Below are 21730 nucleotides of genomic sequence, written 5' to 3'. Positions count from 1 at the left end.
CAAGCGATTCACTCGAATAACTTGCACCCATAAACATCAGTTTTTAAGCGCCAAACCAACTATTTATCAAACACACTGCCCTGCTCCAACGTAATGTCATCATCATGCTCTTGCATACGCCACGGCAAACTGTCCGGTGACACATTTAGGAAGTGCAAATATTTCTCAAACTGATCAATAATATCGTTGATGACGGACTCTGTCTCATAGCCATACAAATCATAGGTCTGACCACCACGGCGCAGATAAACCTCAGCACGATGATGATGCTCTTGTGGCAACTCACCTGCTGTACTTTCAGTATGGTAATCCGGCGCATCATGTTCAGATAGGCGCACTTCATACCAAAACTCGACATCATCACCGCGATGCAGCTCAAGCACGGCGCGATTATTGACCGCATCATAATTGACATCAGTCGTCCAGCCTGTCTCTGCAAATTTGGCTGACACCTCTACCATTGAGGGCATAATCACCTCTTTGATATAGTTTAAAACCTTATCACGGGTTGGCTGCTCAGTGATGTAATCGATACGATCGCGCCATGCTGATGGCTTAAGCAGGTGCGGTGGTAGTTTGCTGTCATTACCCAAGCTCTGGTTACGATGTCCTTCGATACGTAACGCACGCCACATGCCAAACATCGATATCAATATAATAATCGCGAAAGGTAAGGCACTAACGATAGAAGCCGTTTGGAGTGCTGTTAGGCCACCGGCAAGCAATAACGCAGCTGCCACCGCCCCTTCGGTCACTACCCAAAACGTACGCTGCCACCATGGCGTATCACTTCGACCGCCTGCTGCTAACGAATCAATAACCAGTGAACCTGAATCTGACGACGTCACAAAAAAGGTAATGATTAGTAGTATGGTTAATGAAGACACAAACTCAGTGAAAGGCAGGTTTTCTAGCAGTTTAAACAAGGCAATCGCTTGGTTGTTTTGTACCTCAGTAATTAACGAGGTATAACCATCTACCATAATCATATGCAATGCAGTATCACCAAATACGGCAAACCAAAAGAAAGTGAAGAACGTTGGCACTAGCATGACACCAAGTACAAACTCACGAATGGTACGACCACGGCTAATTTTGGCAATAAACAAACCAACAAAAGGTGCCCATGCGATTGTCCAAGCAAAGATAAACAACGTCCAGCTGCCAATCCAATCGCTGTTTTCATACGCTTGCAAGCTAAAGGTGCGCTCGACAATATTACCCAAATAGCTACCCGTATTTTCCATAAAGGCATTTAAGATAAAGACCGTTGGCCCTACGACAAACACAAAAATCATCAGCGCAGTCGCCAATACCATATTCAATATAGACAGCCGCTTGACGCCTTTATCCATACCTGCCAGCACTGAGACCAGTGCAGCAGCGGTAATCAATGCAATAGCAATGACCTGTACGGTGGTATTAACTGGAATGAGGTCTGGTAACAGATAGTTAAGGCCAGCGTTAATTTGCGATACTGACAACCCTAAGCTGGTGGCGATACCAAACAGTGTACCCACAATTGCAAACACATCGACAGTATGACCAATAGGACCGTAAATCTTGTCGCCAATTAAAGGATATAACGTGGAACGCATCGACAACGGCAAACCATGACGAAAAGAGAAATACGCCAGCGATAGCCCTACCACCCCATAAATAGCCCAAATATGAAAACCCCAATGAAAATAAGCAATCTGCATCGCTTCTTTTGCCGCCTCAATAGTCTGCGGATCAGACAATGGCGGGCTGGCAAAATGCATGACTGGCTCGGCCACACCAAAGAATAATAAGGCAATGCCGTAACCTGCCGAAAACAGCATGGCAAACCATTCAAGGAATTTATATTCAGCCTCAGCATGATCAGGCCCAAGCTTGATAGTGCCATAAGATGAAAATGCCAGTGCGATAATAAACATTAAAAACAGCGCGACTGCCAACATATAAAACCAACCAAAAGTATTGGTGGTGAATGTCAAAACAGTGCTGAATAGTGCGCCCGCCGCTTCAGGATTTGCAGCAGTACCAACCACCAATAAAATCATGATGACAGCAGCCGGTACAAACACTGGCAGTAAGATAGTAGAGCGAGGTAATTTACTCATAAAAAGTGATATCCTCAAATTAATACAGCTTTATTTTATGAAAAGGTTATTCGTAGAAGCAATACGAAACAGATATGCCTAACAAAATATAATTTGTATCACACTCTTTGCCTGAACCCCAGTTAAGCCCTTATCTTGTAACATTACTTTAACGATTGTTACATGACTATTACCAAGCAACAAAAAAGGCCGCTTGTTAGCGACCTTTTTATCTATTCTGGGAATCTCAAAACTTCTTCGTTAAAGACATATATTATTGAGCAGCAATCACTGCCGCAAGTTGCTTGGCAATTTCCGCCAGTTTTTCATGATCTGCTTGCGTCACTGCATGGCGTCCCAACTCATGAATGCTCGATGGAATCAGGTGCACATGATAATGAAACACTGTTTGACCTGCTTGTGATCCATTCAACTGCATCTGAATAACGCCCTCACGCTCAAACACTTGGCGCTGCGCCTGCATGACCTTTTTGGATGTCATTAGTATTGCAGCGGCATAATCAGGTTCAAGATCAGCCAAATCAACCGCTTTTTGCTTAGGGATGACCAATACATGCCCTTCTGCTTGCGGCATGATATCCATAAAAGCGAGGGTTTTATCATCTTCATAAACCTTGTGATATGGGATATCACCGTTTAGCATTTTGGCAAAAATGTTGTTATCGTCATAATCAGCTTGTTGGTTAACTTCAGTCATTATCATTCCTTTTGGTTATTTTATGATTTTGAGTAGTGAATATGTCATCTGCAACATAGTGGACGAAATGTGGGTTAAGTACAAGCAGCAGATAGAGTCAAAATACCCCAAAAACGCGACGATACTGCTGATATTAATTTTTTGTAGCCTCTGTCTGCACAGGCACAGCAAGCAAGAAAAATTGATATCAGCAGTGCGTCATGTATCGATATTACTTTTCACTGACTATAAGTGAAAAAATCAAATTTATTTTTGTACTGACAGACCATTCAAACACGCTAATTTATTGGCGAGTATCCACTATTAAATGTTATATTAACCCCCTATTTTGCTAACGCTGGAGTTATGAATTTGACTGCCTTGCCGACTCAATTATCAGACAATACCACCACATCGCATGACACAGATACGCTATTAGCTCATAACCTCAACGACAACACAGATGCGCCTACATCTGCAAACGATAAACAAGTTGCTGTTGTCAGTAGCGATCAAAGTGACACTCAAAATAATAATCTCCTAAAGATAAATCCAAATACGATTGTCTTGGCAGAGGCTTTAACAGATACCACCATTAGCTGGCGTATTCATAATTGCAAAATTAGCAAAAAGACGGTCACGCAAGACTTACCATTGCCGTTCTTATATCACTATGATAGCTTGGATGACGCTATTAAACAGACGCATCCGCTGACACCTACCTTACTTGCTCAATTTAACACACCCATGACTGCTGCTGAGGCCGCGACTCTCTTAGATATTTCTAATGATTTATTGTCCAGTCCTTGGCATGTCAAAGTGATTGGCTCGTTGGTGGTCTTTAGTGAGGCACTGCAATTAGCCGTACGTCTACATTGGACCAATACGGGCAAAGAGACGCAGCAAATATATACCAAAGATGCAGAAGACGCGATGACAGCCGCTTTTAAAGACTGGCAGTTTTTTGGTCGCGTTGATGTTCTATATAAAAACGACAAGCAAACTTTAATGAGTATCGATGAGCAAGGCAATACTGAAGAGCCACTACTGACTATTGAAGCTAGCGCTGACTATCAACAACTACTAGCCTCTCATGCATTAACTGTCATTGCCAAATTAGAAGCGGATAAAGCCGAGCTACCATGGTTTGATACGGCAATTTTAGAACGCCTTGAGTAGTGTTTTAACCACAACTCCTTTATGATTGTCTATGCATTATTTTCAGTTATTCATAGCTAATGGTATGGTAACGAATTAGTATTATTCACTAGTACTCACTCTGCATAAAAAGCACACTATCCGCATCAAAGCTGATGCTGCACACGTTAATAAATCTCGCTTATTTGTAAGGAATATCACATGGATTATCGCTCAAAAACCTCTACTGGTGGTCGTAATATGGCAGGTGCACGTGCCCTATGGCGTGCAACAGGTATGACTGATGGCGATTTTGGCAAGCCAATTATTGCCGTTGCCAACTCCTTCACCCAGTTTGTACCTGGTCATGTGCATCTAAAAGACTTGGGGCAAATGGTCGCTCGTGAGATTGAGCAAGCAGGCGGCGTGGCAAAAGAGTTCAATACAATTGCTGTCGATGACGGTATTGCGATGGGTCATAGCGGTATGTTGTATTCACTGCCGAGTCGCGACTTGATTGCGGATTCTGTTGAATACATGGTCAATGCTCACTGCGCAGATGCCTTGGTATGTATCTCTAACTGCGACAAGATCACTCCGGGTATGTTGATGGCTGCCATGCGCCTTAATATTCCAGTGGTATTTATTTCAGGTGGCCCGATGGAAGCGGGCAAAATTCTAGCCAGTACGGTTGGTAAAAGTCACAATAATGAAGACAGTAACGGCAGTGCGGTTCGTAAGCTTGACCTTGTCGATGCGATGATGGATGCCGCTGATGACAGCATTAGTGATGAAGATGTCGCCGCGATTGAAGCCTCAGCTTGCCCCACTTGTGGCTCATGCTCGGGTATGTTCACTGCCAACTCGATGAACTGCTTGACCGAAGCGTTAGGACTGGCATTACCCGGTAATGGCTCGCTATTGGCGACTCATTCACTACGTCGTGAGCTGTTCTTAGAAGCGGGGCGCACTATTGTCTCGCTTGCCAAGCGCCGTTATGAGCAAGATGATGATTCCGTATTGCCGCGCTCTATCGCCAGCAAAGCCGCTTTCGAAAATGCGATGACCTTGGATATCGCCATGGGTGGTTCGACCAATACTATTTTGCATCTGTTAGCTGCTGCTAATGAAGCAGAAATCGACTTTAAAATGCATGATATTGACCGCTTAAGCCGCGGTGTCCCTTGTCTTGCAAAAGTCGCTCCTGCTTCTCAAAAATACCATATGGAAGATGTGCATCGTGCTGGCGGTGTCTTTGCCTTGTTGGCCGAGCTTGATCGTGCAGGGTTACTGAAAACTGACTTGCCGACCATCCATAGTGCGACGATGAAAGAAGCGATTGATAAATGGGATATTATGAATCCTGACAATCTTGAGGCACGCGCACGCTATATAGCAGCACCTGGTGGCGTACGCACCACTGAAGCCTTCTCACAGTCAAAAGAATGGTCAAACCTTGACGTCAACCGCGAGTCAGGTTGCATTCGCAGTGCCCAACATGCCTATTCAGCAGATGGCGGCCTTGCAGTACTGTACGGTAATATCGCTGAGCGTGGCTGTGTGGTCAAGACCGCTGGCGTTGACGAAAGCATCTTAGTATTTACCGGTCGCGCGCGACTCTTTGAGTCACAAGATGATGCCGTCGCGGCGGTATTGGCTGACGATATCGTTGCAGGCGATGTGGTCATCATTCGATACGAAGGTCCAAAAGGTGGCCCTGGTATGCAAGAGATGCTCTATCCAACGACTTATCTTAAGTCTAAAGGCTTGGGTAAAGAGTGTGCGCTACTGACTGACGGTCGTTTCTCTGGTGGCACATCAGGCCTTTCGATCGGTCATGCCAGCCCTGAAGCAGCTGAAGGCGGTGCAATTGGTCTGGTTGAAGAAGGTGATACCATCCATATTGACATCCCTAACCGTACTATCAATATGCAGGTAAGCGATGCAGAATTGGCCGCTCGCCGCGAAGTCATGGAAGCTCGTGGCCGCGATGCATGGAAACCCGTCAGCCGTGAGCGCCATGTTTCTCCTGCCCTACGCGCTTATGCGGCAATGACCACCAGTGCCGATACTGGCGCGGTACGTGATGTGAGTCAAGTTGAGCGTTAAGCCAAAAATCTTAGTGGCCCGTTTTTAAGACATATTTATTAGCATTATCCTAAGCCTGCGCGATGCAGGCTTTTTTTTCACCAAAAAACAACGTAGCAGACGTTTCAATAACGTTTTTTTGCGGTAATAAAAAATTTTTAACGTCATGATAAGGCTTGGTGATGGCGACTCTGTTTATCATTCATACAGGTCGTTTTAGATCAAGATAATTGGGACGTATTGAACGTTATGATTGAAAACTACAACTTATTTTTATTGGTCTGCGGCATCGCCTTTTTATTAGGGGCGCTGTTTCCTATTATTTTTAAGCGGACACCCATCTCTTTACCTATGCTACAGGTCAGCTTTGGCCTGCTCATGGGGTATTCGTGGACGACATTGTCATTCTTGAACCCACTTGATAACGGTTTAATCGTCGAGAAATTGACTGAAATTGTGATATTGGTTTCTTTGGTTGGTGCCGGTATTAAGATTGATACTGAGCTGTCTTGGAAACTATGGCGCCCTACCGTACGCTTGTTACTTATCACCATGCCGATTGGCATCTTTGCTATGGCAGTGTTGGGGTATTATGCCTTTGGTCTAAGTATGGGCGCGGCAATCTTGCTAGGCGCTGTATTGGCACCGACCGATCCCGTGCTGGCCTCTAGTATTCAAGTGGGACCTCCAAATACGGGCGGTGAAGATACGCCGCGCTTTACCTTGACCTCAGAGGCCGGATTGAATGATGGATTGGCATTTCCATTCGTTTATTTGGCCATTAAGATAGCAGAGGCTTTTAGCGAAGGTCAGCGTTTTACAGGTGAGATGCTCTGGTCGTGGTTTACTCATGATGTGCTGTGGAAAATTGGCGCAGGCTTGGTGGTGGGTATTGTTGTCGGTAAACTATTGGCAAAATTGGTGTTTTCAAAGCACAGCCACGAAACGACCATTTCTCAAGGTTATGTGGTTATCGCTCTAACACTAGTGGCATATGGGTCAGCAGAATTTATACATAGTTATGGTTTTATTGCTGTATTTGTCGCGGCTTTTGCCTTCCGGCGTTCAGAGCATAAACACAGTTATCACCACAAGCTCCATGATTTTGCAGAACAGTCAGAAGGTTTGCTCATGTCGCTAGTGCTGGTTGCTTTCGGTATGTTTCTTGGTCAAGGATTGCAGTCAGGTGTTGAGCTGACATGGCGTGTTTACATTGTTAGCTTCACTTTTTTATTGTTGATACGACCCATCGGTGGGTTTATTGCCTTGTCAGGTCTGAATCTCCCACACGCCGAAAAGTATGCCATCTCTGCATTGGGGATTCGTGGTATTGGCACATTATATTATTTGTCTTACGCGCTCAATCAAGGTTTTTTCGGCGAGGAAGATGCGCTCAAATTATGGGTCGTCTGTTCGATTGTGATTTTGGCTTCAATTTTTATCCATGGTCTTAGCGCCACAAGACTTCTCAAAATAGCGCCCAATAAATCACATTAACCTTAATAAAACTGTCTAGCGCTTTGAAAGCTTCGAATCGACTAAGCTAAGCACGGCTTCCGTTAGAGCAAACTGACGCACATCATTGAGCATCGTGGTATCAAAGTTATGAATAAAAGCAAAGGACAATTGCTGTGCAGGGTCACACCAAGCCACTGAACCGTTATAACCCATATGCCCAAATCCTTGCTGGTTTGCCTTTGACATGTCATTGTCTACATTTTGGCAAATGCTAAATAGTCGATGATAACCCAAGCGCCAATCCATATTCGCTGGCATGACGGCATCTAGTCCTGTGACTTGCGGCGTCGATAGTTGCTCGAAAGTGGCACTATCAATAAGCGTGCGTCCCTGCCATTTCCCTCCATTAGCCAACATCGCATAGATGGTGGCCAGTGCCTGCGCTGAGGCAACACCATTGGCTGCTGGAATGGCTGCCTGTAGTGTCTGGCGCTGGTAATAGTCAATAGGTTGTTTATTGGCGGGTATGAGTGCCGATTTATAATTTCTTAGATTAAGCTTGCTCGTATTGAAATATAAACCATTGATACGAGCGGTGTCTAATGTAGGTAAGTTATTTTTCTCATCATCCTGACTTGTGTTTGCCGTTTCTTTATTTGCTAATGTTTGCTGCTGCCAACACCCATAACTGGGCAAATTTGCATAAGTTTGTAGGGTCTCTGGTGAGTCTGCTTTGATCGTAGGTTTATGACGCCTATTACCTAACTGTGAGCTGTCCTCATTTGACCCGCCAAAGTTTTTGGCCAGCATCGCCACTTGATCGACTTTGCTATCGGGTACACCGAAATAACAACTGTCGGCTATACCCAATGGTTCAGTCAGATAATGACGCAACGCCTCAGCCAATGACATCTCAGTGACGGCTTCTATGACGCCGCCTAATACCCAGCCATAAACTAAAGCACTGTAAGCGCTGTCATATAACTCCGCATCTTCAGGTGCAGTGACTGACATTGCGGCAATTTTGCTGAGCATCAATTGCCAATCGAGCAACGCTTCGCTGTCTGCGTCAATACTCTGAATAGAAAACAAATTGGCTTGATGCGACATAACATTGCGTAGCGTAACAGCACTTTTATGCTGGGCAGCAAAGGCTGGCCAATAGCTGGCAATCGGCTCATCATAAGCAAGCAGCTGCCGCGAAACCAACACATGCACCAGCGTTGCCAATACGCCTTTACCAGTAGAAAAGTTAATCGCCAAGGTGCTAGGCTGCCATGACATGTCCGGACGAGCCATGCCCACGCGCGCCTGAGCGATACATTTACCGTCCTGATAGACAACCACAGCACCGCCAGCGGGCGCATCGTCAAGCTGTAAATCAGTCAATAATTGCTGCATGCGTTTCTGAAACTCGCCATCGATTTGCTGATCGAGATTCTGATTGATTTTTTTATTGTTGTCAGTCATGGTTTTCCTGCTCCATTTTTTATAATTGCTAAGTGTCAAAAAAACGCCAAAGTCTTAAAAATCCCTCAGTGCCTTAATATTGAGCATCTATTTGCTCATAAAAAAGGCCACCTATTGGTCGCCTTTTTGTTACTCAGTGCTGCTCAATAACACTTTATCATCTTTATGTCTTAGCGCGGTACTAGCAAACGCTTATAAACTTCGTCTTCAAGCTTCGTCAAGCCATGGCTGCGACCACGCTCCATGGCAGTGTCCATTTTACGCCCACGAAGCCATCCTGCACGCAGAGCAATGGCTGCCCCTACTCGATTACCAGAGCCACAATGCATGGCTATTTTTTTGCCATGATGTTGGCGTAAAATATTATCAAATGCCAATATTTTAAGCTGCTTTAAGTCTGCAACACCGTTGATAGGCAAATGCTCATAATGCATGCCAGCTTGCGCGACTGCTGCTGCTTCATCAAAGCTCAACTCGTCGTCGGGCTGCAAGTTAATGACCAGCTCAACCCCAGCTTCGGCCAAAGCCGCTACTTTTTCCTCATCGAGCGCACCGCACACAATGGTGTTTGCATCAGGACGAAAGTAAGGGTCAAACATAGTGGCGAGATCGATACCATTATCTAGAACGTTATTATCAATAACTGCTGGGCTATTAGGTTGATCTGCATTTATTGCTGCTGTATGTGAAGTCATAATTATAAATTTGTTCGTTAGATTGGGCTATTGAGATAAAAGCTGTTTGGGTCACTGATGGTCATTTTACCAACGGCTCATTAATGGTTATTGTGCAATTTAACGACACCAGCCAAATGCGGCTTATCATTTTTAGAGCTATATAAACCAAATTCACAAGTATCGTCTGCATTGTCAAGCTGCGCTACTGGCTCAGCGATAAGCTCTACTTCAGCGGGTAAAAAGATAGGCAATTTAAATGACACGTCAACCGTACAAGCATCAGGTAGCTCGTCCATCATGGCAAGGCACTTGGCCTTTGACCACATACCATGAGCGATCGCTTTAGGAAAGCCAAACGCGCGCGCGGATAGCGGATGCAAATGGATAAGATTAAAGTCACCTGAAACAAAGGCATAACGACGACCGATATCTTCTGGCACTTCAAAGATGCTATGCACACCGTCTGCGTTCACTTCTGGCTTCACCGTTACTGGACGCGGGGTACTTTTTTTATCTTTGCTGCTGTCTGATTTTTTACTACGGGACAGATACGTTGACGTCCCTTCCCAGATGATTTCTTCCTCTGACTTGATCGTCGTCACGAAGTCAAACTGTTGACCTTGTGCATGGTCACGCAAGTTATCAAAGGCGACCGACATAGCGACAGTCTCACGCTCACCAATAGGACGATACTGAGTCACGCTATTATCCACGTGTACTAGACCTAGCATAGCAAACGGAAATGGCTCTTTGACCATCATGTTCATTTGCAGCGACTGTGACAGCACTGAAAAATAAGTAATGGGCACTTTGCCATTATCGGCAAAACCGCAAATCTTACGATAATCATTTAGATTGCCCTGATCAATGTGCAGGTCATCCACATAATAGGTCGCTTGCGGCAGTTGATCTTTACTGATTTTGTCACTATTACCAATAGGCAATAGGCTTTTCACAATATTGGCGTAAGTCGTATGCGCTTTTGGCAACGCATCATAATGTTTGTCTGACATAATAAATCCTAAGTGTGGCTCAAGCTGATTTTTTAATGCATATTAAAATGCTATGAAGTCGTTGATTAAGCCTATTATTGAACGATGTTTTTTACAAGTACTGGAGCCTGTCATCAATTAGCACATTGATACATTGATACATTGATACATTGATACATTGATAGCCAGTCTCATAGCTATTCTCATGAACAGTATAGGCACTTATCACTACGAAAAACAATTTGGCTTATGGTTCCTGTGTTTTTATCATAAAAAAGCCACCCTTGGGCAGCTTTATTACAATTTATCAGCAATTTTTTCGTAAGCATATGTGAGGTAAATAAAAAGTAATACGTTATATTATATATTTACTGTAAGCAACTTTATCACCTATACCCACAAATAAACTAAGACTATGTACTCAAGGCTATGCACCCAGCAAGCTTTGACCACAAACACGTACCACGTTGCCATTTAGACCGCCAGAAGCAGGAGATGCAAACCATGCGATGGTTTCAGCAACGTCAACTGGTAAGCCGCCTTGGCTCATTGAGTTCATACGGCGACCCGCTTCACGAATAGCAAATGGGATGGCTTCTGTCATTTGAGTTTCGATAAATCCTGGGGCAACAGCGTTGATCGTCATGCCTTTAGCATTGTCTTCTAGTTGCTTAGCCGTGGCATCAACCAAACCAATCACACCCGCTTTCGAAGTCGCGTAGTTGGTCTGACCCATGTTACCAGCGATACCTGAAATTGATGAGACGCAAACGATGCGCGCATTGTCTTTTAGGACATCATTATCAAGTAAATAGCGGTTCAGCTTAGCGATACTGCCTAAGTTGATATTAATGACCATGTCCCACTTTTTCTCATCCATTTTTGCCAAGGTCTTATCGCGCGTCACGCCAGCATTATGGATAATGGAATCTAGACCGCCACGATTTTGCGCCGCTTCTGCGATTTCTTTGCCTGCATCAGCACTGGTGATGTCAACGGTCAATACAGAACCACTGATTTCGCTAGCGACTTTTTGCAAGTCAGCTTGCTGCTGCGGGACATCAAGACAAATAACATGAGCGCCTTCACGAGCCAATACACGCGCGATGGCTTCGCCAATACCGCGGCTTGCACCAGTGACTAACATGGTCTTGCCGCCTAGAGGCTGTGTCCAATCGACATCAACGTTATCACCTGTGCTGACACGTACCACTTGTCCCGACACATAAGCTGAGCGAGCTGACGTGAAAAAGCGCAAGGTTGAGTCTAAGTTTTGCTCTGCGCCTTCTTCAACGTAGATAAGTTGTGCGGTAACGCCGCGCTTAAACTCTTTACCAACCGACTTTACAAAGCCTTCAAGCGCACGTTGTGCCAATGCTGCTTCGATGTCAGTCAAGTTTTCTGGCGTACGGCCAACGATGATTACTCGACCTGATTGTTCTACGCGGCGAGCAACCGTATGGAAAAACTCATAAACTTCTTTGAGCTGATCGGCATTGCTGATATTACTGGCATCAAAAAGCAATACTTTAAACTTATCATCGCCGCCCGTATTGGCTTTGGCTTCAACACCCGCATCAGAGAGCGCATCTTTGATGTCATCACTACTGTTTACATACACATCAGCATGTACATCTGACAAGATACGTGCAACAGAAGCACTTACACTTTTATCATCGCCATTAGCACGACCAACCAAGACGCTACCGCGTACCAAAGGCTGGCCACTATCAAAACGGTCAAGCTCTACTGGCATAGGCAAGCCTAGGTTTTTTGCGACTTTTTTACCAATAGAAGACTGAACAAAATCACCATAACGGTCTGACATAATATAATTCCTATAACGAAAGGTTAAGATAAGAGTAAATGAAAAATGAAATTTGTCTTTTATAATCACTCATACAAACACCAACAAGTATAAAGACTCATTAGCATCATAATTATTTATATTTAGTGAATGGGTACAAAACTGCCTTAACTATACACTCACATGGTAAACAAGTCCAAAAGCCAACAATGTCTATAACAATCTGTAGACAAGCCAGTATACAAGACAGTCTCTTTTTTTAGATTTAAAAATCGCCATGTTGTGCTAAAATCAGACCTATAAGTTATGGCAAATGCATTTATCGATAACAATATATTATCAAACGTGCCGTTATGCAATGCTAATAATCAATACTAGCCAGTCTACGAAAGTTATCATTCTAAGAAATATCATGGCTGCTTTTATAGCTATCAGTGGACTGAGAGATTACTGAGCTTAAATAAGTGTCACATAGTTTGCTAAAGACATACAGTAAGGCAGCAAAAACGTCTTATGATACACAGCTAGACGGCATAATAAATGATAACATTTGCTCATTGCATTAAATTATTAAGTAATACCTGCAAGCAACTTAAGCAGTACATTTTAATTAGTAACCCTTTTTAAGGGCTACCTTCTTTTTTTCTGCCAATATTTTAAGGATAATATTATGAGTAATAAAAATAATCACCCTGAGAGTCCTGTTGTTGAAAGCACTGTCGTAAAGTCTACCGACAACAAATCAAGCAGTACCAAATCAGATAGCGCTAAGCCAGATAATGCTAAGCCAGAGAGCAACAAGAAAGAAGCGACGGCTAAGAAAACCAGCAGCACCGACACTAAAACAAGTGCCGCTAAAGACACTACCAGCAAAAAAGCCGCTGATGATAAAGTCGATACTCCTGCTGCCAAAAAGACCGCTACCTCTGCTAAAAAATCAAGCGCTACGAAGCTTGCTTCTGGTCTAAACCGCGTCGCAATTTTAGGTGGTAACCGTATCCCATTTGCACGCTCAAATGGCTCATATGCAGACGTCAGCAACACAGATATGCTAACCGCTGCATTGAATGGCTTGGTTGAGCGCTTTAATTTGCAAGACGAAAAAATCGGTGAAGTTGTCGCTGGTGCCGTTATGAAATTAAGCCGTGATATCAACCTAACTCGTGAAGCCACACTGAACACCGATCTGAACCCACATACCCCAACTTATGACATCTCACAAGCTTGTGGTACTGGCTTGCAAGCGACCTTTGCTTCTGCTAACAAAATCGCCCTTGGTCTTATCGATTCAGCCATTACTGGTGGCGTAGATACTACATCTGATGCCCCTATCGCAGTTGGCGATGGCCTACGTAAAGTCCTTATCAAATTGGGTGCTGCTAAAGACAACAAACAACGTCTAAAAGCATTAATGGGCTTAAATCCAAAAGACTTACTCGATGCGCCAAAAAATGGTGAGCCACGTACTGGTTTATCAATGGGCGATCATCAAGCCATCACTGCACTTGAATGGAATATCAGCCGTGAAGCACAAGATGAGCTTGCTTTTAATAGCCATCAAAACCTAGCGCGCGCTTATGATGAAGGTTTCTTTGATGACCTAATCACTCCATATAAAGGTCTAACGCGCGACAATAACTTGCGTCCGGACACCACTTTAGAAAAACTGGGTAAACTAAAGCCAGTATTTGGCAGAAAGAATGCTAACCCGACGATGACGGCTGCTAACTCTACGCCGCTAACTGATGGTGCTTCTTGTGTACTACTGGGTACGGATGAATGGGCAAAAGAGCATGGTCTGAAGCCATTGGCTTATATCGTCCATCAAGAAACAGCTGCTGTTGATTTCATCGGTAAATCTGGCACGACAGAAGGCTTGTTAATGGCGCCTGCATATGCCGTACCGCGTATGCTTGAGCGTGCTGGTCTGACGTTGCAGGATTTTGATTTTTACGAAATTCATGAAGCTTTTGCTTCACAAGTATTATCAACATTAACTGCTTGGGAAGATGAGAAGTTCTGTGAAGAGCGTCTAGGTCTTGACGCGCCACTAGGCTCTATCGACCGTAGCAAGCTCAATGTGAATGGTTCATCACTTGCGGCAGGGCATCCATTTGCTGCCACTGGTGGTCGTATCTTAGCAACGGCTGCTAAATTACTGGATCAAAAAGGCTCAGGACGTGTGCTTATCTCTATCTGCGCCGCAGGTGGTCAAGGCGTGACTTGCATCCTAGAGAAGTAAATTTCTAGCTGAGGTAACTCGGCAATAAATAGCTGAAAGTTTTAAAACACCCTTTAATCAATCGATTAGAGGGTGTTTTTTTGTACCTATCTTCTATCCATCAATAGTTACAAATTCGGTCAGAAACCGTCAGACAACACAATAATAAAACGTAGCCAACGCATAACACTGCTAGCAGATATGATAAAGTAAGAATAATCAATAATAACCATAACATCATTTATCTGGAGCTTGATATGAGCAAAATACCCTCAGCGATTGAACCCAATTCATTGACCGCGCAAGAGCGTAATGAGCTCACCTCATCTGAGCAGGCCAATTTTATTGGTCGCATGGATAAGGAAATCTTTGATGATGAGCTGCGCCATAAGATGCATCAAGACTTGATTGATACCTATGACGAAGAGCTTGAGAATGAAATAGATGATTACATGCGAGACTTTCGGTTTGATGGTCGGGAAATGAGCGAGCAAGAAAGATTAGATCGCCGTATGTATTTTAAAGAGTTAGTGCGCCTACAGCGGGAACTTATCAAGTTACAAGATTGGGTAGTGGCTCGTGGTGAGCGTATTGTGGTGATATTTGAGGGTCGTGATTCTGCAGGCAAAGGTGGTGCTATCAAGCGTATCACTCAGCGATTAAACCCGCGCGTTTGTAGGGTCGCTGCCCTGCCTGCACCAACGGAACGTGAGCAATCACAATGGTATTTTCAGCGTTATGTGGCGCACTTGCCAGCCGCTGGTGAGATTGTACTTTTTGATCGTAGTTGGTATAACCGTGTGGGTGTCGAGCGCGTCATGGGGTTTTGCACGGATGCGCAGTATGAAGAGTTTTTTCAGTCGGTGCCCGAATTTGAGCGCATGCTAGTACGCTCTGGTATTCGCTTAGTGAAATACTGGTTTTCAATTACTGATGATGAGCAACATTCACGCTTTATGAGCCGCATTCATGATCCTCTTAAACAGTGGAAGCTTTCAGCAATGGATCTCCAATCACGGCGGCGTTGGGAGGACTATACCAAGGCAAAAGAGACCATGTTTGAGCGTACTCATATCCCTGAAGCGCCGTGGTGGGTGGTCGAAGGTAATAATAAGAAGCGCGCGAGGCTAAATTGTGTTGCGCATCTACTGGAGCAAATTCCTTACAAAGAAGTGCCGCGCGATGAGGTAGAGCTACCCGAGCGCAAGCGTGATGATGAGTACTATCGTGAGCCGATTCCAGACGATATGTATGTACCGCCGCGTTACTAAAACACACTCCTGCTTTGCTTAGCCTCATTTAACCCAGTCATATTTTGCTTAAAAAAACACCACCTTATACATATATAAAGTGGTGTTTTTTATCTTACTATCCACCTTGAAATTCATCATTATTTCAGTAGATAAGCGCACGAATAGATAGACACGCTACATGGTATAAGTAGACTGCAAGCTGTCTATTTTACCAGCCAATAAGCGCTCAACTTCGTTTTTGATTCGCTGTCCCGCGATATCAGTGCCAATCTGCACCGCAAAACCTGCAGGGCGGCCGCTTTGGGCTTTATAGTTAATCCACACCACCTTACCATTCATCGGTAAGCGCTCGCTAGAGTTGGGTAAAGTCACCGCAATAAACACCTCATCGCCCAGCTTTTGCACGCGATCAGAGGAAATAAACAAGGCACCATTATTTACAAAGGATAAATAGCTGGCGTATAACGTTTCGATATCTTCCATATGGCAGGTTAAAATCCCGCCACGCCCTGGCATTGCCATAGTCAGCTTCCTTTATAAATGAGTTTTGAGGTATTTTATAAATGATAAATCATAGCTAGACCAACGCATTAATAGATCATCAAATAATAATGAGCATCTTAATCTTGGTCTTAATATTCTTAGTCCTGCTGCACTTAATTTCTACAGTGGATTGACTATAGATAAGCCAATTCTTGCATCAGCTTATCATAGGCGAATTTTTCTTGCACATTTTGTTGTAGGGCAATTTTAGTCTGCTGTAGGCTAGCCGCAAAGCCTTCTAAACCACTGTCAGTAGGTTGATAAGCGTCTAATGCTACTGAGAGACTGATATCTTTTTGCAGTTCGCTCAGCCCCAAGCAAACACGGCGCATATCAAGCAGCATCAGCTCAGACAGCTGGATAAACTCTATGATACTAAGCTGGGTTTGCCAATAATCGCTGGCTGCGATACTACTTCGTTTGCCACTACGTAGTGCTTGCCACGTTGTCAGCCACAATGCACGCTTACTATACCAAGGTGCCTGCGCCAGCGCTATCGTCGCTAAAGGCGCACCATTTGCCAGTTGGATAAGTTGCTCAATTGCCGCTGTACCGACCGCTTCACGATTGACCGTAGATCCAAGCGCCTGCGTCACATATTCAACGGCAGTAGCAGGCTCAATGGTCTGAAGTGGCAGCTGTTGAACCCGACTTTTAATGGTCGGTAAAAGCTGCGCTGGCGTATCGCTGAGTAAAAATAAATGAACTTGCGCTTGCGGCTCTTCCAAAGTCTTAAGCAGCGCGTTGGCAGCAGCAACCGTCATTTTTTCGGCATGATCTAGCACGCAGATGCGCATCCCTTGCCCGCCTTGATAAATAAAAGGCTGCAACGCACGAATATCATCAACTTTTATTTTAAGAGCACTATTGCTAGCGGCTTTGGCAGATTTTTTGTCTTTAGCACTACTACTGGCAGCTTCTTTATTATTTGCGTTTTCCACACTGACCGGCATACTGACGATAGGAAGCACTTGTAAGCTTGGATGCGTACCGGATCTGAGCCACTGGCAGCTTTCACACTCGGCGCAAGCGCCAAATGGATGAGTATCACGCTGACGACACAACAACCAAGCGACCAAACGCCATACAAAAGCACGCTTGCCCATACCTTGCATCCCTGCTGCGAGCATTGCATGAGGCAAAGACTGTTGCGACGTTGACACCCGCTTGGTCAACTGCGACCACAGAGTTTTCTGCCACGGCAGTAACGGTGCAAAATAAATGCCATCTGATGTATCTAATGCACCTGTACTTTCTGTGAGGTCACTCATAAATTTTGCTCTATAGCTTTGCTTGATGACTGTACTTGACGACTATTATGCTTGATAAATGTGCCTGATAAATTAGTAGGTAGTGCGATTAGGTAGTGTAATAGTGTCACTTAGCAGGAAGTTTATTTTTACTTAGGCTATTTAGAGAGAGAGGGTTTTGAAAATCCGCCAAGCTCATGCTATTTAAACGCTCTAAATCTTCTTGAGTATCGACACCTGCTGGCAGCTGGCAAGCGGCTGTGGCAATAGCAATATGACCACCATTCTCTAAAACACGTAATTGCTCTAAGCTTTCAAGTATCTCAAGCGGTGTCTGCGGCCAATGTACAAACTGCTGCAATAGGCTAACGCGATAAGCATATAATCCTAAATGACGATAAGCGTTCTTTGGCGGCTGCTTATGGCTCTCATTAGCCAATACAACATCTCGATCGCAAGGAATCGGTGCTCGGCTGAAATATAGCGCCCGTTGCAAATCATTAGCGTGCTGACTGACAACCTTTACCACTGATGGACGCATAAAAGTCTCGTGGTCATCAATAGGCTCACACAAGGTAGCCATCACGCTGTCATTGTCTGCTACCAAAAGCGCCTTTACCTGCTCTAATAATAGCGGCGGTACCAACGGTTCATCACCTTGCATATTAACCACAATATCATGCTCAGCCCAGCCTTTAATGGCAGCGACTTCAGCCAAACGGTCAGTCCCTGAAGCGTGCTCTGCGCTGGTCATCACCACATCAAAACCCGCATCCATACACACTTTTGCAATACGCTCATCATCGGTCGCAATACACATATCATCAGCGAAGTGTGCTGCCTGCGCCTTTTCGGCGACCCAAAGAATCATTGGCTTGCCATGAATATTTAACAAAGGCTTACCGGGTAGTCGAGTACTCTTAAAGCGAGCAGGAACGACAATATGCGTTTTGGCGGGCGTAATGATGGGCGACATAGTTTATTCCTACAAAATCATTTAAATTCTAAGAATTACAGCTTTTCACTATTAGACATATCAATATTTAAAACGGTTAACTGCTGCTGTAAATTGTCATAACAACTATCCGATAACACCGCTGTTACTGGCAATATCCAGAGTCTACTTACAAGCTCTATATGGTCATTGCTCAACGTTTGCGCCGCAGTTGCTTTCAATAGCAAAGCTCGTATTTTTACCGCATCTTTAGTGGTTATCACGACGGGGTATTCGCGATATTGCAACAAGTCAGCCAAGCTAAAATCATAATGGTCAGGATAAGGGTGACCTACAACCTCAAAGCCAAGCGAGTGTAAAGTATCAAAAAACCGCTGCGGATAGCCAATACCGCTCACCGCATGGACTCTGCTGCCCTTTTTAGGCGCATCAATTTGAGCGTCAGCTAATACAGGTTGCCATAATAATTTCATGTCGTCCGCTTGCAGGTGCATGGACAGATGATCAGCTTGTGACTGCTGCTTGGTGTTTTTATTATGAGGCGCTGCACTGTTATTTGGCCCTTCATGATAAATAACCGTAGCACCTTCTAACCGTGACATTGGCTCACGTAAAAATCCAGTTGGGAGTAATTGCTTATTACCAAAGCCTCGTGCTGAATCGACCACAATCCATTCAATGTCACGTTGCAACGCATAGTGCTGTAAGCCATCGTCGGCAATGATTAATTGCAGGTCTGGATGAGCATCTAATAAAGTAGTAATTGCCTGCTCGCGATTGGGACATACTGCCATGGGCGCATCTGTCATATTGACAATCAAACAAGGCTCATCCCCTACCACATTGGGTAAACTGGCGGCATCGACCAAAGCTGGCATTTGACTGCTATCGCCACCGTAACCGCGACTGATAACACCTACTTTTACGCCTCGGTCTTGTAGATAATCAACCAAGGCAATAATTAATGGCGTCTTGCCACTGCCACCCACGCTGATATTACCAATCACCATCACAGGAACTGGGGCGCGGTAACTGGATAGTAAGCCCATCTTATAAGCTTGACGACGCAGCATGGTAATGAGCCCATACAACCAGCTAATCGGCAATAATAGCCACAACCAAGCGGCTTGACGTTGCCAAGCACGCGTCACTGTCGTCTCAATGCTCATTCGTATTGGTCACTTTTTTATTAGCCTAGTGCTCGTTCACACTTTATCGTTCAAACCTTAGTAAAATCGTTCATAATCTTACTCAAAATCGCGCTCATACATTTGCGCGTAGTGACCTTGCATCTGCATCAACTCGTCATGCGTCCCTAGCTCAACGATCTGACCGCCATCTAGTACAGCGATACGATCGGCTGACTCAATCGTGGTTAATCGATGTGCAATAACCAGTGTAGTACGATCTTTCATTACGTTATCAAGCGCTTGCTGAATGTAATATTCTGACTCATTATCAAGCGCACTGGTCGCCTCATCTAAGATTAGAATCGGGGCGTCTTTTAACAAGGCGCGAGCAATCGATAAGCGTTGACGTTGACCACCAGACAGTTGCAAGCCTTCAGCACCGACCTCACTTTGATAACCGTTTGGCATCTTCATAATAAAATCATGAGCAAAGGCATCTTTTGCGGCACGTTCCACTTCAGCTTGGGTCTTATTAGCTAAGCTGCCATAAGCAATATTGTTGAAAACTGTGGTATTAAACAGGACTACTTGCTGATTCACCATGGCAATTTGGGCGCGCAAACTCTCTAACTTAATACTTTCAATGGGCATACCATCTAACGTAATCTGCCCTGAAGAGGCTTCTAGAGTGCGCGTCAATAAATTAACTAACGATGACTTACCTGCACCGCTTCGTCCCACGAGTGCAACCGTCTCACCTGCTTTTATGTTCAATGTAAAGTCATGCAGGGCGACCGTCGAATCAGGATAAATCAAACTGATATTCTCTAACGACATCTCACCTGACAGTGCTTTGTTTATTGTACCTGTGTCTTCTTCTTCTGGCTCATCAAGTAGCGCAAAAATAGACTCACCAGCGGCAATGCCTTTTTGCAATTTTTGATTGATATCGGTGAGCGACCTGACTGGCTTGCTCAGCAAGCCTGCTGCTGCAATGTATGAGATAAACTCACCAGCTGAAATATTATCTATTACCGCAGGTCTCAGCGCGAGCCACACCACAACTGACATCGCCATCGCCATCAATAGCTGTACCGCAGGCGTATTGATGCTGTTGGTAACGACAACTTTCATGCCTTGGCGCAAGTTCTTTTTTGATGTTTTATCAAAGCGTTCAGCTTCGTACGCTTGCCCACCGTAGTTTTTTACGACTTGATAGCCACCGATGACTTCATTGGTGATATGGCTGACGTTGCCCATCGTCTTTTGAATGCCTTTAGAGAGCTTGAGATAACGCTTGGAGGCGATGCGAATGAGCCATAGTATGGGCGGCAATACGACAAATAGAATCAAGGTCAAACGCCAATTGCTATACAGCAAAAAACCTATCAACGCCACGACGGTCAAACCATCACGCAGCAACGTCTTCATAGAGTCTGTACTCGCGGCGGTGACTTGTTCAACATCAAATATCAATTTCGATGAAATAGTCCCAGCGGGATTGGCCAAATAAAATGAGCTTGGCAAACGCAGCAGTTTATTGAACACCTCTACTCGCAACTCATAGACCAAGTTGCGCGAGACCAAAGCAGAGTAGTAATTACCCAAAAAGCTACCCACACCGCGTACAAAGAACAGTCCGATGATCAATAGGGGAAATAAGGCTTTCTTGCTTTGATCATTTTGATTGATGGCATCAGTGATATATTGTAGTAACTTAGCAATCCAAATCTCTGTCCCCGCATTAATCGCAAAGCCCACGACCGTCAATAGCAGTGCCCACCAATATGGTTTTAGGTAGCTGAGTAGACGCAGTAATGTTTTATGCTTAGGCGGGCTTTCTAAAGACACTGATATTTTCTTAATAGAAGTTTTTGCAGAGTCCGGTTGATAAGCTTGGCTCATAAAAGCCTCAATTTGAGTGTCATGACATGAATGGACTGTGCTAGTAGCACAGTTTTATAATGG

16 protein-coding genes are annotated in these 21730 nt (G+C 44.5%); 5 read left to right on the top strand and 11 right to left on the bottom strand.

Features of this window, described 5'->3' with window-relative positions:
* Positions 1-59: 59 nt before the first annotated feature.
* Together RH96_RS05460 and RH96_RS05455 are read right to left on the bottom strand one after the other, a co-directional pair.
* Positions 60-2105 (bottom strand): BCCT family transporter, encoded by a 2046-nt coding sequence (locus RH96_RS05460; RefSeq protein ID WP_010198241.1) that lies wholly within the window; start codon positions 2103-2105, stop codon positions 60-62.
* Between the two features lie 253 nt (positions 2106-2358).
* Positions 2359-2802 (bottom strand): HIT family protein, encoded by a 444-nt coding sequence (locus tag RH96_RS05455; RefSeq protein WP_010198228.1) that lies wholly within the window; start codon positions 2800-2802, stop codon positions 2359-2361.
* A 345-nt stretch (positions 2803-3147) separates the two neighbouring features.
* On the opposite strand from RH96_RS05455, the gene RH96_RS05450 reads away from it, so the two are divergent.
* From RH96_RS05450 to RH96_RS05440, 3 genes are all read left to right on the top strand, one after another.
* Positions 3148-3960, top strand: coding sequence for a hypothetical protein (locus tag RH96_RS05450; RefSeq protein WP_010198226.1), 813 nt, complete (start codon positions 3148-3150; stop codon positions 3958-3960).
* Positions 3961-4140: 180 nt separating this feature from the next.
* On the top strand, positions 4141-6027 hold the full coding sequence (ilvD, locus tag RH96_RS05445; RefSeq protein WP_010198224.1) for a dihydroxy-acid dehydratase: 1887 nt from the start codon (positions 4141-4143) through the stop codon (positions 6025-6027).
* 228 nt (positions 6028-6255) lie between these two features.
* Positions 6256-7503 (top strand): cation:proton antiporter, encoded by a 1248-nt coding sequence (locus RH96_RS05440; protein ID WP_010198223.1) that lies wholly within the window; start codon positions 6256-6258, stop codon positions 7501-7503.
* A gap of 15 nt (positions 7504-7518) precedes the next feature.
* Here RH96_RS05440 and RH96_RS05435 read toward each other — a convergent pair whose 3' ends face one another.
* The 4 genes from RH96_RS05435 to RH96_RS05420 all read right to left on the bottom strand — a co-directional run bounded on the left by RH96_RS05435 (position 7519) and on the right by RH96_RS05420 (position 12431).
* Positions 7519-8934: a serine hydrolase gene (locus RH96_RS05435; RefSeq protein ID WP_010198214.1), complete on the bottom strand. Its 1416-nt coding sequence runs from the start codon at positions 8932-8934 to the stop codon at positions 7519-7521.
* 170 nt (positions 8935-9104) lie between these two features.
* Positions 9105-9629: a beta-lactamase hydrolase domain-containing protein gene (locus RH96_RS05430; RefSeq protein WP_010198213.1), complete on the bottom strand. Its 525-nt coding sequence runs from the start codon at positions 9627-9629 to the stop codon at positions 9105-9107.
* A gap of 80 nt (positions 9630-9709) precedes the next feature.
* Entirely contained in the window at positions 9710-10624 is a 915-nt protein-coding gene (locus RH96_RS05425) for a MaoC family dehydratase (protein WP_010198211.1), read from the bottom strand.
* A 406-nt stretch (positions 10625-11030) separates the two neighbouring features.
* Positions 11031-12431, bottom strand: a complete 1401-nt coding sequence (locus RH96_RS05420) for a 3-oxoacyl-ACP reductase (protein WP_010198208.1) — start codon at positions 12429-12431, stop codon at positions 11031-11033.
* A 649-nt stretch (positions 12432-13080) separates the two neighbouring features.
* Between RH96_RS05420 and RH96_RS05415 the strand changes: the two genes are divergently transcribed.
* Together RH96_RS05415 and ppk2 are read left to right on the top strand one after the other, a co-directional pair.
* On the top strand, positions 13081-14652 hold the full coding sequence (locus RH96_RS05415) for an acetyl-CoA C-acetyltransferase (protein ID WP_010198207.1): 1572 nt from the start codon (positions 13081-13083) through the stop codon (positions 14650-14652).
* Between the two features lie 236 nt (positions 14653-14888).
* Positions 14889-15902 (top strand): polyphosphate kinase 2, encoded by a 1014-nt coding sequence (gene ppk2 / locus RH96_RS05410; protein ID WP_010198205.1) that lies wholly within the window; start codon positions 14889-14891, stop codon positions 15900-15902.
* A 156-nt stretch (positions 15903-16058) separates the two neighbouring features.
* Here the strand turns inward: ppk2 and RH96_RS05405 are convergent, their stop codons facing one another.
* The 5 genes from RH96_RS05405 to msbA form a co-directional block, all read right to left on the bottom strand.
* The gene (locus tag RH96_RS05405; RefSeq protein WP_010198204.1) at positions 16059-16406 is read right to left on the bottom strand and encodes a PilZ domain-containing protein; all 348 of its coding nucleotides are present in this window, start codon (positions 16404-16406) and stop codon (positions 16059-16061) included.
* Between the two features lie 155 nt (positions 16407-16561).
* Positions 16562-17698, bottom strand: coding sequence for a DNA polymerase III subunit delta' (locus tag RH96_RS05400; protein ID WP_010198202.1), 1137 nt, complete (start codon positions 17696-17698; stop codon positions 16562-16564).
* 106 nt (positions 17699-17804) lie between these two features.
* A complete protein-coding gene (kdsB, locus tag RH96_RS05395) occupies positions 17805-18653 on the bottom strand; it encodes a 3-deoxy-manno-octulosonate cytidylyltransferase (protein WP_010198200.1) in 849 nt (282 codons plus the stop codon).
* Positions 18654-18688: 35 nt separating this feature from the next.
* Positions 18689-19801, bottom strand: coding sequence for a tetraacyldisaccharide 4'-kinase (gene lpxK, locus RH96_RS05390; protein ID WP_010198198.1), 1113 nt, complete (start codon positions 19799-19801; stop codon positions 18689-18691).
* A 78-nt stretch (positions 19802-19879) separates the two neighbouring features.
* Positions 19880-21667, bottom strand: a complete 1788-nt coding sequence (gene msbA / locus RH96_RS05385) for a lipid A export permease/ATP-binding protein MsbA (RefSeq protein WP_010198196.1) — start codon at positions 21665-21667, stop codon at positions 19880-19882.
* Positions 21668-21730: the final 63 nt, after the last annotated feature.

Source organism: Psychrobacter sp. PAMC 21119 (assembly GCF_000247495.1).
GTDB classification, from domain to species: domain Bacteria; phylum Pseudomonadota; class Gammaproteobacteria; order Pseudomonadales; family Moraxellaceae; genus Psychrobacter; species Psychrobacter glaciei.
Note: the sequence above shows the minus strand (reverse complement) of the source record. Positions and strands in the feature narration are given on the sequence as shown.

Bases quoted from the DNA above. Each gene is read 5' to 3' on its own strand.
- RH96_RS05460 (WP_010198241.1), bottom strand. From the start codon at position 2,105: ATGAGTAAATTACCTCGCTCTACTATCTTACTGCCAGTGTTTGTACCG.
- RH96_RS05455 (WP_010198228.1), bottom strand. From the start codon at position 2,802: ATGACTGAAGTTAACCAACAAGCTGATTATGACGATAACAACATTTTT.
- RH96_RS05450 (WP_010198226.1), top strand. From the start codon at position 3,148: ATGAATTTGACTGCCTTGCCGACTCAATTATCAGACAATACCACCACA.
- ilvD (WP_010198224.1), top strand. From the start codon at position 4,141: ATGGATTATCGCTCAAAAACCTCTACTGGTGGTCGTAATATGGCAGGT.
- RH96_RS05440 (WP_010198223.1), top strand. From the start codon at position 6,256: ATGATTGAAAACTACAACTTATTTTTATTGGTCTGCGGCATCGCCTTT.
- RH96_RS05435 (WP_010198214.1), bottom strand. From the start codon at position 8,934: ATGACTGACAACAATAAAAAAATCAATCAGAATCTCGATCAGCAAATC.
- RH96_RS05430 (WP_010198213.1), bottom strand. From the start codon at position 9,629: ATGACTTCACATACAGCAGCAATAAATGCAGATCAACCTAATAGCCCA.
- RH96_RS05425 (WP_010198211.1), bottom strand. From the start codon at position 10,624: ATGTCAGACAAACATTATGATGCGTTGCCAAAAGCGCATACGACTTAC.
- RH96_RS05420 (WP_010198208.1), bottom strand. From the start codon at position 12,431: ATGTCAGACCGTTATGGTGATTTTGTTCAGTCTTCTATTGGTAAAAAA.
- RH96_RS05415 (WP_010198207.1), top strand. From the start codon at position 13,081: ATGAGTAATAAAAATAATCACCCTGAGAGTCCTGTTGTTGAAAGCACT.
- ppk2 (WP_010198205.1), top strand. From the start codon at position 14,889: ATGAGCAAAATACCCTCAGCGATTGAACCCAATTCATTGACCGCGCAA.
- RH96_RS05405 (WP_010198204.1), bottom strand. From the start codon at position 16,406: ATGGCAATGCCAGGGCGTGGCGGGATTTTAACCTGCCATATGGAAGAT.
- RH96_RS05400 (WP_010198202.1), bottom strand. From the start codon at position 17,698: ATGAGTGACCTCACAGAAAGTACAGGTGCATTAGATACATCAGATGGC.
- kdsB (WP_010198200.1), bottom strand. From the start codon at position 18,653: ATGTCGCCCATCATTACGCCCGCCAAAACGCATATTGTCGTTCCTGCT.
- lpxK (WP_010198198.1), bottom strand. From the start codon at position 19,801: ATGAGCATTGAGACGACAGTGACGCGTGCTTGGCAACGTCAAGCCGCT.
- msbA (WP_010198196.1), bottom strand. From the start codon at position 21,667: ATGAGCCAAGCTTATCAACCGGACTCTGCAAAAACTTCTATTAAGAAA.